The organism is Psychrobacter sp. I-STPA10 (assembly GCF_021012795.1).
Taxonomy (GTDB): domain Bacteria; phylum Pseudomonadota; class Gammaproteobacteria; order Pseudomonadales; family Moraxellaceae; genus Psychrobacter.
Genome location: NZ_VFYU01000001.1, coordinates 207,368 through 221,803 on the forward strand (window position 1 = coordinate 207,368; position 14,436 = coordinate 221,803).

The following is a 14,436-nucleotide window of genomic DNA, read 5'->3' on the forward strand; positions in this document are numbered from 1 at the left end:
CTTACAAAAACCGCCCACAACATCTTTTAAACTTCTCCCCTGAGCCACAAATACAAGGTTGTTTTTGGCTGATTGCTTTTCCACTAATTACCATATCTACAGTTGGGTCAATAAAAAACCATTTTTCTAGGGTTTTTTCTTTAGCATTCTTAGCAGACTCATCACTACTTTTTACCTTTATTTTTACAAAGGCAGATAGCTCATGATGACATTGTAATCCTTCAGCCGTTGTAAAATACGCCTTAAACTCAACCTGTGCATGGCGTTTGCCAATTTGGGGATTATGACTAATGATTTCTAACCCTGACCAATTTGTTTCTTGTGCCCAAGTTTTGATTGCCAATATATCCAATAATGGCTGTTGGCTTGGTAATGTGGTCGCTACGATATAATCAATATTTTGCAAGACAAAGGCACTATAACGAGAACGCATTAACTGTTCAGCAGTTTGGGCAAACTGTTGTCCCGTTTGTAATGATTGGTGTAAAGGCTGGCAACAATTTGCATAGCTTGGCTGACTATTATTTTGAGTGAGTGGGACTGTGTTTGTTAAGATTTGACAGGGGCAAGAATGATTTAAAGTTACCATGATATGAATGTTAAAACAGTCCTATTTATCTAAAATAGATGCTGATGAATTTAACATATCAGCGGTGAATTTACTTGGGAATACGCCACCTTTTAATAACTCCCACGTAGCGGGATCTGTTAATTTTTCCCAAAAAGGGATAAATGGTGGTGCAATAAATATAGCAGCAGCAATAATCATATATAGTGCTATATAATAAAAACGCTGCTTGTGTTGATAAAGCTTCATTGCTGTGCCTGAGGAGCGTTTTAAACGCCGATTTAATAAATCCACACTATAAGCTTCATCTAAACCTAAATGTACCATTGCGCCAATAAATAAAAATAATCCATAAAGCCAACTGAGCATCACTGGTGTGTCAAATAGATAAGCATTAACACAAACTAAGCCCAGTGCTAAGGCTGCCATATAGGGAATGGAGTGAATAATCCCACGATGAACTGTCATCTTGGTAAATAGGGTAAACATTCCATAGCGCATCACGCCATAGGCTGCTAACCATAGGACAAGCAGTGATAGTAAGGATAGATGAGTACGCCAGTGAATGACAAGTGCAAACGCGACAATAAGGGAGGCGGCATCAAAGCCAAGCCTAATGGGAGTGGAGTGGTCTGAGTCGATATCTGGCAATAGTCCACCTATGGTGCCGATAGCAACACAAACTAAAAATTGGTGCCCATTGATCAATCCTGCTTTATAGCTGACCAACCCCAAAATACCGCTGACAGCAAAAGCACCATTGAGATGTGTTTTAAAATTTGCCATAGTACTTATGTGTATGTCTGCGAGTATTTGGAAGTTGGAATATTAGGCGATAATCACATAATAAATAATTATAAAGTAGTCTAGAAACGTTTAGGGGCAATGACTTGCTCCATGTATTTGGCAAGACGAATATCATGGCTGGTAATGCCATTAACATCAAGCGTACTTAGGCGCACATGTACTTTGTTATACAAGTTGCTCCATTCAGGATGATGCTCTAATTTTTCGGCATGAAATGCCACCTCAGTCATAAAGCTGATGGCTTCAATAAAGTCATGAAAGACAAAGGTTTTGACTATACTATTGCCTTCTTGCTCCCAACCGTTAAGCTCTTGTAGTTGCAAAGCAACTTGATCATCTGTTAAATGACTCATATTCTTATCCTGTTTATTGATTAAAGTAGGTTAATTGGAATTAAAATCGTAGCACAGTGTTTAGTAAATATTGCTACCATAACCAAAGCGAGCTCTATATATAATTATAGTCAAACCTTGTTAAGTTAACTATGATATTTACTGCTGTTTGCTATATTTTTACCATTTAGTTGGCTATTGTCCAAACCACTTTTTTTCAATGGCTTGATAAGTACCATCCGCTTTAATATGTTCTAATCCTAGATTCACTTTTTGGACTAAGTCATCATCACGATTTGGTGCAAATATAATGCCATAGTTTTCAGGAGTAGAGTTTGTATCAGTGTAGACCTTGAGATTCTGATCATTTAGCTCTTTAGCATAGTAAGCAAGTACAGGAGAGTCGCCTAGTGCATAAGTTGACTCACCTAGGATAACTTGTTGAATGGATGAAAAAGGGGTTTCTACATACTCAATATTTGAGTTGTCGGTCATGATGCCTTCTAGGATTTTGGCAGAAGTACCATTGGCAATAACCGAGACATGATAAGGTATTAATTCGCTAAGACTCGTGATGACTGGTGCATCTGCTTTGGCAATGACTGCTTTGTGAGACACAAAATAAGGATCACTAAATTGTAGTTTTTCTTGTCGTTCTGGGGTGACAGAGATACCTGCAATTGCCATGTCATATTTATTATTTTCAATATCATATAACAGCTCTTCTCTGGGAACAACGGCAAAGGTGATATTAAAATTTTGGTCTTTGGCAATCGCATTAATCATATCTATATCAAACCCTGTTAGCTGTAACTGATCGTCACGCATAATAAAGGGTTTGAATGTCTTGACTGTACCTACCACATAACTGGGTTTGTTATCATCAGTCGTTTCTAGCGTTTCATTACTGGTAGTTTGCTCTGAATTTTTGGTCGCTGATTGATTGCCATCGCCTGATTTGGAACAAGCAGTGAGCATCATGAGTGAGGATATAAACGCTGTTAATAGAAATCGCGGATGGGGTATAGATAGCATAGAATAATCCTTACTGTAGAATGATAGATATCAAAGATAACAGACGTATGCAATCCTTAGAGTTAGTAAGGTATTATAAGGGAATCAATGAATAAACCACAATGTTAATATATTGATAATAAAAATTTGTTGAGTAGCAAAAATTATTAAAGATTGATACTCATCAATATGATAGAAAGAAAAAATAAATACTATATTAAGTAGGGTCTGTTAAACATTCATCTTCATAGGAAAAATTGAGATACCTATTTTAATAAACAGTGTCTTTTAATAAACAGTATCTTAATCAAGGCAATGAACGCAGGAAGATTTTGTTAATAACAGCAGGATATTAACGCTTCATCATGCAAATTTAGCCAATTTTTACATGCAAGTAAAAAATAGCTGTATCCCTTGTAAGTATTAACCTGACGGGGTGAAAGTTCAACAGAGCCTAATATAATTGGTCATTAAACCAAATGTATTGTGTCAAAAAGCAAACAGTAAGTAACGTAACAATTAAACTAATACAATTAAACTAATAAATCTTGATACTTAGGATGTCTTTTAATATAAGCTGCTACAAAGGAACATTGAGGTATGACCGATTTATGCGTGGCATGCGCATAGTCCAACGCATTTTTAACCAATGCTGAGCCTATACCACGACCCTCAAGTTCTTTTGGAACAATGGTATGGTCATAAATTAAGGTATCATCACCTTGTTCTTGATAGCTGATATAGGCTGTTAGCCCATCAATTGTGGCCTCAAAGCGGCTGGCTGCATCGTTATGAGTAATTTTCAGTGATTTTTGCATTGGTCATACCTTTGTATATGGGTTAGTTTGACAAGTGAATATGACTGATATACGAGATACTCGGTGAGTATATTGCATACTAAAAAACACTATATTGTCATTATAGACGTGTGTTCACTTGTAAACTGGTTTGTATTTTAACTTTTATTATTGTTTAACAACTAACCTACTGTGGACTATATGTATATTAAAATAATGAGCTAAAATACAAAGTAATAAGTTTAACTTTCATTTTTGCTTACTTTAACTGATAGTGGCAGGCAAATAAAGTAAATTTTATAGGGTGATGGCAGCAAATATGCGATAATAGCCACACAAATCTAAGTAGTTGTGTCTTAACAAGCAGTTAAGTGTGCGGCAAATAAGTTAGAATTAACCAGTAAAAGATAACAGGCAACAATTAAACTTGTCATTTAAATTTGCAATTTGATTTATAACACGGAGTGCCAATGGCTCAGTATATTTATACCATGAACAATGTGTCAAAACTTGTTCCCCCCAAGCGTGAAATCCTCAAAAATATCAATCTCTCCTTTTTTCCTGGTGCCAAAATTGGCGTATTGGGGATTAATGGTGCAGGTAAATCGACTTTACTACGTATTATGGCAGGTGTAGATACTGATTATAGCGGTGAAGCTCGGGCACAGCCTGGTACCAAAGTGGGTTATCTGCCACAAGAGCCACAGCTTGATGATAACAAAGATGTGCGTGGTAATGTCGAAGATGGTATGCGTGAAGCGTTAGATGCCTTAGCTCGTCTTGACCAAATTTATGCTGAATATGCTGAGCCTGATGCTGATTTTGATAAATTGGCAGAAGAACAAGGCAAGATGGAAAATATCATTCAAGCATGGGATGCACATAATCTTAATACGCAGCTAGAAAAAGCGGCTGATGCCCTGCGTCTGCCACCTTGGGATGCTGATGTCAGTAAATTATCAGGGGGTGAAAAGCGTCGTGTCGCCTTATGTCGTCTGCTTTTATCTCGTCCTGATATGTTATTACTCGATGAGCCAACCAACCATTTGGACGCAGAGTCAGTGGCTTGGCTAGAGCAATTCTTAAAAAATTACAGTGGCACTATTGTGGCGATTACCCATGACCGCTACTTCTTAGATAATGTTGCTGAATGGATTTTGGAGCTTGACCGTGGTCATGGCTATCCTTATGAAGGAAACTATACCGAATGGCTTGAGCAGAAAAACAAACGTCTAGAGCAAGAGCAAAAGCAAGAAGAATCGTTTGCTAAAGCCCTAAAACAAGAGCTTGAGTGGATTCGCAAAAACCAAAAAGGTCAGCAAGCCAAGTCAAAATCTCGGGTACAACGTTTTGAAGAGCTTAACTCCAAAGAGTTCCAACAGCGTAATGAAACGGCGGAAATTTATATTCCACCTGGTCCTCGTTTGGGTAACAAAGTTATCGAAGTCAATAATATATCTAAATCATTCGATGACCGTCTGCTTTATGAAAACCTATCATTTACTGTACCACCTGCCGCCATTGTCGGTATTATCGGTCCTAATGGGGCGGGTAAAACGACCTTATTTAACATGATTACCGGCAAAGATACGCCTGATACGGGTAGTGTGGAAGTGGGTGAGAGCGTGAAGGTCGCTTATGTTGGGCAGGTGCGTGATAACTTGGACGATAACAAAACCGTTTGGGAAGAAGTGTCAGACGGTTTGGATATGATTAAAGTGGGCGACTATGAAACGCCAAGCCGAGCGTATATCGGACGTTTTAACTTTAAGGGTCAAGACCAACAAAAACGAGTTGGTAGTCTCTCTGGTGGTGAGCGTAACCGTCTACAACTGGCAAAAACGCTGAAACAAGGCGCAAACGTATTACTACTCGATGAGCCATCAAACGACCTTGATGTTGAGACCTTGCGTGCCCTAGAGGATGCTGTCGAAGTGTTCCCTGGTACGGTAATGGTGGTGTCGCATGACCGTTGGTTCTTAGACCGTATTGCCACTCATATCTTGGCGTTTGAGGAAGAAGGTCCTGTCTGGTTTGATGGTAACTATTCTGAGTTTGAAGCTTACCGTAAAAAGCAGTTGGGTGCGGATGCAGGCCCTAAACGTATGAAATATAAAAAGATTAGTAAGTAGTTCATATATCTGATATATAAGTAGTAACTTAAGCTGATTTTTATATTGTTTGATAGAAAATAAAAAGCAAGTCACTTAGATGAGTGGCTTGCTTTTTTATGGGTGAGTTTTAAGTGAATACATTTTAACGTTATCTAATCATCTTGACCCAACACACTTGAATTTAATACTTCCTCTAAATTGCCCATCTTTAATAAATCTATCATAGTATTTTCAATACATTCTCTGGTCAAAGTTTGCACAAATAAATCAGGTGGAATGATATATTCTGCGTTTTCATATTGCTGTACGCTTTGCAAAAACTGGAATGTCCAAATATTGAGTACATAGCGACGACCATCAAGCATATTGACCTCAATATTAGCAAAGGTATTATCAATATTATCCCACGGCTCACTATGTTCAAACTCTAGCCAAAGCGTAAAAGACTTATCACTATTTTCAATGACTTTATTTGTTAAAGGGTGCTCTGATAAGTTTAATTGCTTTACGTCCATTGACGGATTATCACACATAAAAAGTCCTAAGTTTCATTATTCGCCAACAATCTCACAATAAACTGCCCATAATCCTCACCCAATAATAACTGCTCATCAGCAACAATTTCTCGGCGAGTGGTGGTGGTAGATTGCTCAGTCATTGGATTAAAACCCTGTTTTTCTACTTCTGCCCAATACAATCCTGTACCTCGTTTTTGCCAATTAGGCAAATCATTAAAATTTATCTGATTGGCAAATAACAACTCGTGTTTATCGGCTAAAGGTTTGCCTGCCATCTGCTTGGTTGCCTCAGTTGCATTGACACCTTGATGACGTAATATCCAATAGCAATGGGCGTTTAAACTATTGCGATGAGCGTCCTCTTGTCGCCAACAAAAATAATCTTTTACCAGCTCTTTATTGGGTAGTTGGCATATTCGGGCGTCAAAACATGCCAAATCGCCTAAGGTCAAACTAAAAAAGCCACTGGCTTCCCCTGCCAATACCGAATTGATTTTACGTTGTTTGCGTTTAAAGGTATCCTCATCAGGGTGAAATAGCAACGAAATTTCATCACTTTGAGTATAAGCATAAATGACATTAAAGCCACAATTCATCAAATGACAGCAAGTTTTTACCATCACCTCATGAAAGCGAATATCAAATGGGGCTTGCAGTTGCCAAGTCTCTTTGGTTTTTTTGGTAAAACCACGCCCATCAAGGCGAACCACCAAATACACCTCTGGTGGAATACACAAATCATAAGCGGTTTCGTAAACTCGTAATTTTTTATCCAATTCTTCAAAGCGCATGGTTATTTCTCATTGTTGTTTTGCATCATTGTTTTGCGTTGTTTTACATTGTTATTTATTTTGTTGCTTGTTTTAAGGCAGTTTTTTTAAATTTATTCATTATCAGCAGAATCTTTAGCCGATTGCGGATTAACGGCATTAATAATAAACTCATTATCAATCAATTGTACCTGATAAATTTTATCAAAGCCTTCTTCAAAACTGGGTGGGGTTAGTTTTTTAAATGTGGCTTTTACTCCAATTTCAGGGATTTTTGCTTTGCCTGTGCGGGCATTATTGCGAGACAATGCTTCATCAAAAGGGCAATCAAAATAATAAGCAATGATTTCAAAGTGGTGGGCAATCGCTTGGCTAATATAAGGTTGGCGATGCTGTGGGGTGGCATTGGTTTTATCAATGACGGTTTTGGTTTTACTCATCAAACAAGCATGAAATAAAATCTGCTCACGACGACGAGTTTTTAGCATATCGCCATTAATACGCATGTGTGTATCGCTAAACTGCTGTTTAAAAAAGGTCGATTTACCCGCCCCTTGAATACCAATAAAAATAATTAGTTGCATGGTTTAATATCTCTTGAATAAAAAAGAGTAAAAGTGATACCCCTCTCTATCCTTCCGCCAAAAGTGGAGGGAATTGTTCCCCCTCCTTCTGGGAGGGGGCTAGGGGGAGGGTAAAATTTTACACTACTTCCACCACCTCACACGCCATTTTCTCGATTTTTGTCAGTTTATGACGCAGGTTCTCTTGTAGTAATTCGACTATATCCTCTGCTAGTTTTCCCTCTATCACCACTTGGATATTATCGTACTCACACTGATAACGGATACGGACACCATCAATTTCTATCACCGCATCGGCATTTAAATCCTCATAATCATGGCTGATGATGTCATGGTGAATTGGTGGAATACATAAATTGTGATAGCTATGCAAATCAGGCTTTCCGCCCAATTCTTCAGTGAGCTTTTGGGTCAGCTGTTGCTGTTTAGCTTTTATTTGTTGATATTCATTTGTGGTGGCATTATTTGCTTTGGCTAATTTATCTTCTAGATACAGCAAAGTTTTTATCTCATCAATATGCAAATCTTGCTGGTCTTTTCGTATCACATAAAACTGTTGCCACTGTCTATTGACTGGTGTTTGAGAAGCACGTTGTGGCTGGCGTTGGCTTAGGTTTTTCCATTTTAAGGTGGATAAATTCAATGCCCATGTATCAATATTTTCTAATAATGGCGTATCCTCGCCAAGTCGCCGTCCACAGCTAATAATGATTTGTTTGTCTTTTAAGGTAGCGGTGTGTTTATTTATCCATGCTATGGGGTGGATATTGTTATGCGTTTCAACCACTCTGATGGCGTAGCTATGGATATTTAACGCATAAACAGGTGTCGTTTGAAAACGTCTGTCTTCAGGGTAACCGAGCGAACCGATAATAATAATCTCATCACCAACCAGTGTGGCACTGTGAAAGTCAGTGGGTGGAAATACGGATTTTGGATAGCCATAAATTTCGATATTACCATCAGGATATTTGACCACCACATCATTATAAATACAAAAATCAGGGTCATAGCTGTCATCAAACTCGCCACCAATAAAGATAATTCGCCCATCTGGCAATGTGGTACGAGTTTGCCCCATACGCTCAAAGCACCACAATGGCACTCTATCATCAAATGGCGTTTCTCGGTCATTTAAGGTGTCATCATGGATTAAATGACGGATTTCCCATGCTGGTAATTCATGTCGAACGACCCATTGCCAATAAGGGTTGGTGAGATTGGTGGGGTTTTGTTGTACTCGTTTATGACGCTCAGGGTACTGCTTAGCGAGTCGATAATCGGCAATAAAAGGGTATTTAAAATCTTGATAGGCTTGCTGAAAGGTGAGTTTTTCACTATCAGATAAGGATTGATATTCGTTAATTGCAGGCTCTAGCCAGTGGCTGTGTTGAGAGTCAGTTTGGTTATTGTTCTGGCTATTGTTTTGGTTGCTATTTTGACAGGAGGTTTGACTGTCAAAGTCAAAAATTGGCGTTTTAGAAGGTTGTAGGGAAGGTGTGATTTTGGAGGTTAAAGAATTTGAGTCGCCAGTAAATTGGTTATCATCAAAATTTTTCTCATTCATAGTTGGCTGTCGTAAACATGACGACAGGGAGGGGTCAGGTTAAAAATAATGCCTTAAAAAATAGCATAAAGTCTATTTAGCAAGGTCTAATTTATAAAGTTAAGATTAAGAACCTGTATTCACAACCCACAATGGTCGCTTTTTGCCTAATATAGACGTACTACTACGTTAAATTTTGGATTAAATAGAATAACTATTCGCCCCAAAATTTGCCTTGTATTACGCCATTTTAGTCTAAAAATCCCCTGATTTTTGATTATGAATACAGGTTCTAACTTTATGCGCTAAATATTAGCAGGTTTTGGGGGTAGGGTGCAATTAGCGTTTGCAGTTTTGTGGTATAACAGTCAGAGGATATGAGTTTCTCAGTTAATGTTAGGATTATTTATGCAACGCTTATTAGACGTTCAGCAAGATTTTTTATCGCAACTAGACATGCTTAATCCAGCCATACACTATAGTGAGCATAGTCAAAGATTTACCATTAAAAAATCAGTCGGAGAAGGTTTTTTTGAGGGACATTCGTTTAATGATATTCATCTGTCTCGGCTAAATTGTCGCTTTGATAAGCCCGTACAGCTAAGTAATCCAGAGTCCTATTTTGTCTATGGCATGAACATAATATTGCAAGGGCATTATCAGTTGAGCTCTAGTGTATTTACTGACAGTCTAAGTCTGACTGCACCGCTGGTATTATTACGTAAAGGCAATATGGGTAGTATACAAGCCAGCATGCCCAAAGGCGTTAGCATAGCAACTTTTGCTATAGATTTTGATGAGACATTGTTACAGCGTTTATTACCACAGCATCTGCAAGCTTACTTGCTACAAGAGCCACAACAGACACCTGTATCTCAAACAGATTTAATCAAAATCAAACCCAAAACCAATGTCAGCAAACAAGACATTGAGCAGTTTTTTAGTCAGCCATCACCGCAAGTGTTGTCTTTTCCATTGCTAGATAAGTTGGATAAGTCCATACTGGCGTTAGCATGGCAAGTATTGGATACCCCTTTCCCACAGCAACCGCTTGATTGGCTAGGGCTACAAGGTCAGGTATTATCTTTTGTCAACCAGTTGTTTACTTGGTTATCTCAATTGACGACATCAAAACAGCCGTCTTTATATCTGCTTAACCAAACGGCATCTGAGCGTGCAGCGATGCAAGCACAGCAGTTTATCAATCGTTGTTATTATCGTAATTTGACTATTAGAGAGCTAGCTTGGCAGGTAGCAAGCAATGAGTGTGACTTAAAACGCTCATTTAAGGCATTAACAGGGCAAACTATTGGGGAATATCGTACTCAAATTCGTATGCAACACGCTTTAACATGGCTGACAGATGCTCCGTTAAAACAAGACAAAGCCAATTTAGCCGAAATTGCTCATCGACTAGGCTATAACAGCACCTCATATTTTGTACGAGTATTTCAAAAATACTATGGTTATCACCCCAAAGAGCATGCTTTTAAAATGAATAGTAATAAAAAACAATAAAATCAAATACTTTCCTTATTTTATGCAATCATTCCTGATAGTCGCAAGCAGGCTATTTAGTCTATAAAAATTAATGATTATCATTACCTAAATTTATTTATCATAATTTAGGATAGTTTGTTATGTCTGCTCATACCTCGCACCCTGTCATCTTTAACTTAGCTCATTTTCGTTACTTTCGTTATTTTCGTTTAAATACATTGTCTATGTCATTATTAACAGTTATGTCGCTTGCCATTTCTACTCAAGCATTGGCACAGGAAAAATCTCTAATTAATCCTGCAACTGACCGTGATTTAAACAATCTTAGTTTAACCGATGAGCTACCCAGCGTGACTTTAGAGACGATTGTGGTCACGGCTCGGGGTATTAATGAGAATATTTTAGATACGCCCTTTGCGGTGACAACTATCAATAATAGCGACATTGAGCAAAAGCAGATGACCCACGTAGAAAATGCCCTGCATAGCTTGCCCAGTGTGGGAATAAATAGCGGTGGTGACCCTGATACGACATTTTTATGGTTGCGTGGCACAGGCTCACTAAGCCGTACCAGTTTGGACGATACTTCTGTTGATGTACGCATTGATGGGGTCAGTAATGGCTTGTTGGGGCTAAGTCGCAATCTGATTGATGTAGAGCGGGTAGAAGTAGCAAAAGGTCCTCAAGGCACGCTGTATGGGCAAAGTGCTGAGGCAGGCGTGGTGACGGTCAAAACTCATGACCCTGAATATTATTTTGAGGCAAATGCAGGGGTTGCCATTGGCTCGCACAATCTTAAAAACGTAGAAGGTGTGGTTAATATACCCATTAGTGACACGGTGGCGGTGCGAGTGGCGGGCATGAGCGAGACGGTTGATGATGAGGTAATTAAGCGAGGTAATAACGAGCCATTAAACAGCAAAAAACGTCAAGGGCTACAGGCAAAAGTACGCTGGCAACAAGACAATACAGATGCAGTGTTTGAGTTGTATCAAGACAAACGAGAAAACTATTTACCCACACTGGTATTTTTAGAAAATAATCAGCCACCCAAACTGACCGCAGGTGATTTGCTATATCAAGGAGAGCGTAAAAATAAAGGAGCAATACTGACGCTAAACCATGATTTTGATAAAGCAAGACTCACCTCTACCACCGCTTATCATCAGCATCAAGGGGATTTAGATAGACCGTCACGCCCCTTAGATTTTGTGCCTGTATTTGCAGGGTTACTGGGGTTACCTGATACATTTGTACCCGTGTTAATGAAGTATTATTCACAAAATCAAAATAATCAAGTTCACCGTCATGATGATGTCAGGCAAGTATCGCAAGAGCTGCGATTATCCTCACCAGAGGATAGCCGCATACAGTGGCTGGCAGGGATTTATTATGCAGATAAACAGCGAGAGTTTATCAATGATGCACGCAACGAAGGATTGACACTACCAACAGGACAGACTTATTTTACCAATCACCCATTTAATGCCTTGCTAACCCATCAATATCATGCTCAAAGTAAGGCGGTGTTTGGTGAGGTTACTTACCCCGTAACTCAAGCTCTCTCTACCATTGCAGGGTTACGTATCAGTAATGAGAAGTTGGATTATGAGGCTCATTGGCAACCCAACCATAACCACCCACAAGCAAGCCAAACTGCAACAAATAACGGCACAGTAGATGACCAACAAAGTTTGAACGAAACCTTTGCCACTGGGCGTTTGGGCGTACGTTATGCCATTAATCCACAATGGCGGGTATATGCGTTGCAATCTCGAGGGCATAAGGCAGGCGGATTTGCTGATTATAGTACCAATATTGCACTCGGGGCAAAGGACGTCCCCTTTAAACCTGCGACCATCAATGCCACTGAAATTGGTAGTAAATATGCCAGTGAAAATGGACGCTTACAACTGGGCGTGGCAGTGTTTAACAACTCTATCAAAGATGACCACATTGCCGTTCCCAAAAATGAAGGCACATTTATTTATGATGCCTTTAATGTCGATAGCCAATCTCGTGGGGTAGAGCTAACAGGGCGTTGGCAAGCCAATAAAAACTGGCAATTAAACAGTGATTTGAGCTATACCGATGCTAAGGTGACTTATGTAGAAGATGGGGTGAGTGCCGATAAAGTCAGTGAGGGCAATCGTATGCCACAAGTACCTTATTTTAGTGGGCGTGTGGGGGTACGTTATCAAAATCATTTGGATAACTTAACTGGTTTGGGTGGTTTTGGCGGCTTAAGTAATGTTAATTGGTATATTGATGGTAGTCTACGCCATGTCGGTGAACGCTATGCTCAAGCTGATAATAAGCTGTTGTTAGACGCTCATAACTTGCTGGATATGGCAGTGGGGGTGCAAGGTAAATTTGGGGATATTCGTATTTGGGGCAGTAACTTAACCGATGTGTCGTATGCTGATGCAGGTGTGTTATCCAATCCAAAAATTGGTGTGATGGGATTATCTCGGCAATATGGTTTGGCATATCGTTATGACTTTTAGTTTTGGTTTAGCGTTGATTTAGCTGTGGTTTGGCATGGTTTTAGTGCGGATAAGTGAAGTTTAATGATGCGTAATACCAATAGCAATACCAATACCAATGAAAATTCTAACGATAGCCCGATACCATGGCGGTTATTTATTAGTATTTATACTACGCAATATATCGGTGTGGCATTTATTTTTGCCTCAGCAGTAGCAATTTTACGTCAGCAAGGCATGGCATTGGATAAATTGGCATGGATAAATATCATTGCTTTACCACTGGCGTGCAAAATTTTTTATGCCCCATTTATTGACCGTTATCGACTAGCTATCATTCAAGGTCAGTATCGCAGTTGGTTACTGGTCGCTCAAGCAGTGATGACAGGGTTGCTAGTTATTATTGGCAAATTGGATATGGTTGGGCAGTTTCATTTAGCACTGGGATTATTATTGTTGTATGCCTTTGCCACCAGTGTACAAGATGTGGCGATTGATGGGCTGGCATGCAAACTGGTTAGCCCAAAAAAACGGCAGTTTGCCAACAGTATTCAGTATGCCAGTAATTTACTGGGGAATGTCATCGGTGGCGGGGTGATATTAATGCTTTATCATTGGTTGCAATGGCAAGGGTCATTCACCTTATTGGCAATAGCGACCAGTATTTCATGGATACAGTTATACTTTTTTAAAGAGCCTACCCTAACGCCCACAGCCAAACTAATCCAACCTATTAAATCAGCCAGCAAATCAAGCAATTTTAGCACTTTATTTAGCCAAATCCGCTTATTTATCCGTCAATGGCGAGGCTGGTTTGGGCTTTTATTGGTGTATCCAATTGGCTTTTCTACCGCTTTTGCCCTATTAAATCCGCTACTGGTAGATGCAGGCTGGGCATTAGCAGATATTGGCTTTGTGACCAAAGTGGTTGGCTCATTGGTAGGCATAATCTCAGCTATATCGGCAAGCATGATTATCAGTCGTTATGGTCGTCAAACAGCATTAATCGCTTTAACTGGAGCTCAAGCAGTTGCCTTAATCATGCTATTACCATTGGCGTTAGGTGATACTCGTATGGTATTTGTTTATGGAGCAGTGATAGCGTATTTTGCCATTAATCCTGCGTTATTGGCTACCTTATCTACCTTGATGATGGACAAAGCCAGCCAAACCGATGCTAAAGCGACCTTTTTTACCTTACAAATAAGCTGTATCAGTGTGATGGGCTTTATTTATGCTGGGCTAGGGTTGGTATTAGCAAAGAATATAGGCTATCTCGGCGTATTAATGATGAGTATTGTATTAACATTGGCTTTGGCGGTTAGCCTAAAGTTTTACTGTAAAACAATGGTAAAAACAAAACACTATAGCTAAATTTTATTTGCTATTTTTGTTAGTCA

At 39.2% G+C, this 14,436-nt stretch carries 13 protein-coding genes; 4 read left to right on the plus strand and 9 right to left on the minus strand.

The window, feature by feature from the left end; genetic code table 11:
• Position 1: 1 nt before the first annotated feature.
• From FHK89_RS00900 to FHK89_RS00920, 5 genes are all read right to left on the minus strand, one after another.
• Positions 2–589, minus strand: a complete 588-nt coding sequence (locus FHK89_RS00900) for a YchJ family protein (protein WP_230655790.1) — start codon at positions 587–589, stop codon at positions 2–4.
• Between the two features lie 21 nt (positions 590–610).
• Positions 611–1,354 (minus strand): metal-dependent hydrolase, encoded by a 744-nt coding sequence (locus FHK89_RS00905; protein ID WP_230655792.1) that lies wholly within the window; start codon positions 1,352–1,354, stop codon positions 611–613.
• Positions 1,355–1,434: 80 nt separating this feature from the next.
• Complete coding sequence (locus tag FHK89_RS00910; RefSeq protein ID WP_230655793.1) at positions 1,435–1,728, minus strand: 4a-hydroxytetrahydrobiopterin dehydratase; 294 nt, start codon at positions 1,726–1,728, stop codon at positions 1,435–1,437.
• A 174-nt stretch (positions 1,729–1,902) separates the two neighbouring features.
• The gene (locus FHK89_RS00915; RefSeq protein ID WP_230655795.1) at positions 1,903–2,742 is read right to left on the minus strand and encodes a substrate-binding periplasmic protein; all 840 of its coding nucleotides are present in this window, start codon (positions 2,740–2,742) and stop codon (positions 1,903–1,905) included.
• A 512-nt stretch (positions 2,743–3,254) separates the two neighbouring features.
• On the minus strand, positions 3,255–3,539 hold the full coding sequence (locus FHK89_RS00920; protein WP_230655797.1) for a GNAT family N-acetyltransferase: 285 nt from the start codon (positions 3,537–3,539) through the stop codon (positions 3,255–3,257).
• A 449-nt stretch (positions 3,540–3,988) separates the two neighbouring features.
• Here FHK89_RS00920 and ettA point away from each other — a divergent pair, with 449 nt between their 5' ends.
• Positions 3,989–5,650, plus strand: coding sequence for an energy-dependent translational throttle protein EttA (ettA, locus tag FHK89_RS00925; protein WP_230655798.1), 1,662 nt, complete (start codon positions 3,989–3,991; stop codon positions 5,648–5,650).
• A gap of 134 nt (positions 5,651–5,784) precedes the next feature.
• On the opposite strand, the gene FHK89_RS00930 is transcribed toward ettA, so the two are convergent.
• The 4 genes from FHK89_RS00930 to FHK89_RS00945 all read right to left on the minus strand — a co-directional run bounded on the left by FHK89_RS00930 (position 5,785) and on the right by FHK89_RS00945 (position 9,071).
• The gene (locus tag FHK89_RS00930; protein ID WP_230655800.1) at positions 5,785–6,165 is read right to left on the minus strand and encodes a hypothetical protein; all 381 of its coding nucleotides are present in this window, start codon (positions 6,163–6,165) and stop codon (positions 5,785–5,787) included.
• Positions 6,166–6,173: 8 nt separating this feature from the next.
• Complete coding sequence (locus FHK89_RS00935; protein ID WP_230655802.1) at positions 6,174–6,941, minus strand: tRNA(His) guanylyltransferase Thg1 family protein; 768 nt, start codon at positions 6,939–6,941, stop codon at positions 6,174–6,176.
• A gap of 92 nt (positions 6,942–7,033) precedes the next feature.
• Positions 7,034–7,504 (minus strand): ATP-binding protein, encoded by a 471-nt coding sequence (locus FHK89_RS00940; protein WP_230655804.1) that lies wholly within the window; start codon positions 7,502–7,504, stop codon positions 7,034–7,036.
• A gap of 118 nt (positions 7,505–7,622) precedes the next feature.
• Positions 7,623–9,071, minus strand: a complete 1,449-nt coding sequence (locus FHK89_RS00945; protein ID WP_230655806.1) for a hypothetical protein — start codon at positions 9,069–9,071, stop codon at positions 7,623–7,625.
• 387 nt (positions 9,072–9,458) lie between these two features.
• Here FHK89_RS00945 and FHK89_RS00950 point away from each other — a divergent pair, with 387 nt between their 5' ends.
• From FHK89_RS00950 to FHK89_RS00960, 3 genes are all read left to right on the plus strand, one after another.
• Positions 9,459–10,568 (plus strand): helix-turn-helix transcriptional regulator, encoded by a 1,110-nt coding sequence (locus FHK89_RS00950; RefSeq protein ID WP_230655807.1) that lies wholly within the window; start codon positions 9,459–9,461, stop codon positions 10,566–10,568.
• Positions 10,569–10,690: 122 nt separating this feature from the next.
• Complete coding sequence (locus FHK89_RS00955; RefSeq protein WP_230655808.1) at positions 10,691–13,057, plus strand: TonB-dependent receptor; 2,367 nt, start codon at positions 10,691–10,693, stop codon at positions 13,055–13,057.
• A 63-nt stretch (positions 13,058–13,120) separates the two neighbouring features.
• Entirely contained in the window at positions 13,121–14,410 is a 1,290-nt protein-coding gene (locus FHK89_RS00960) for an MFS transporter (protein WP_230655809.1), read from the plus strand.
• Positions 14,411–14,436 lie beyond the last annotated feature (26 nt).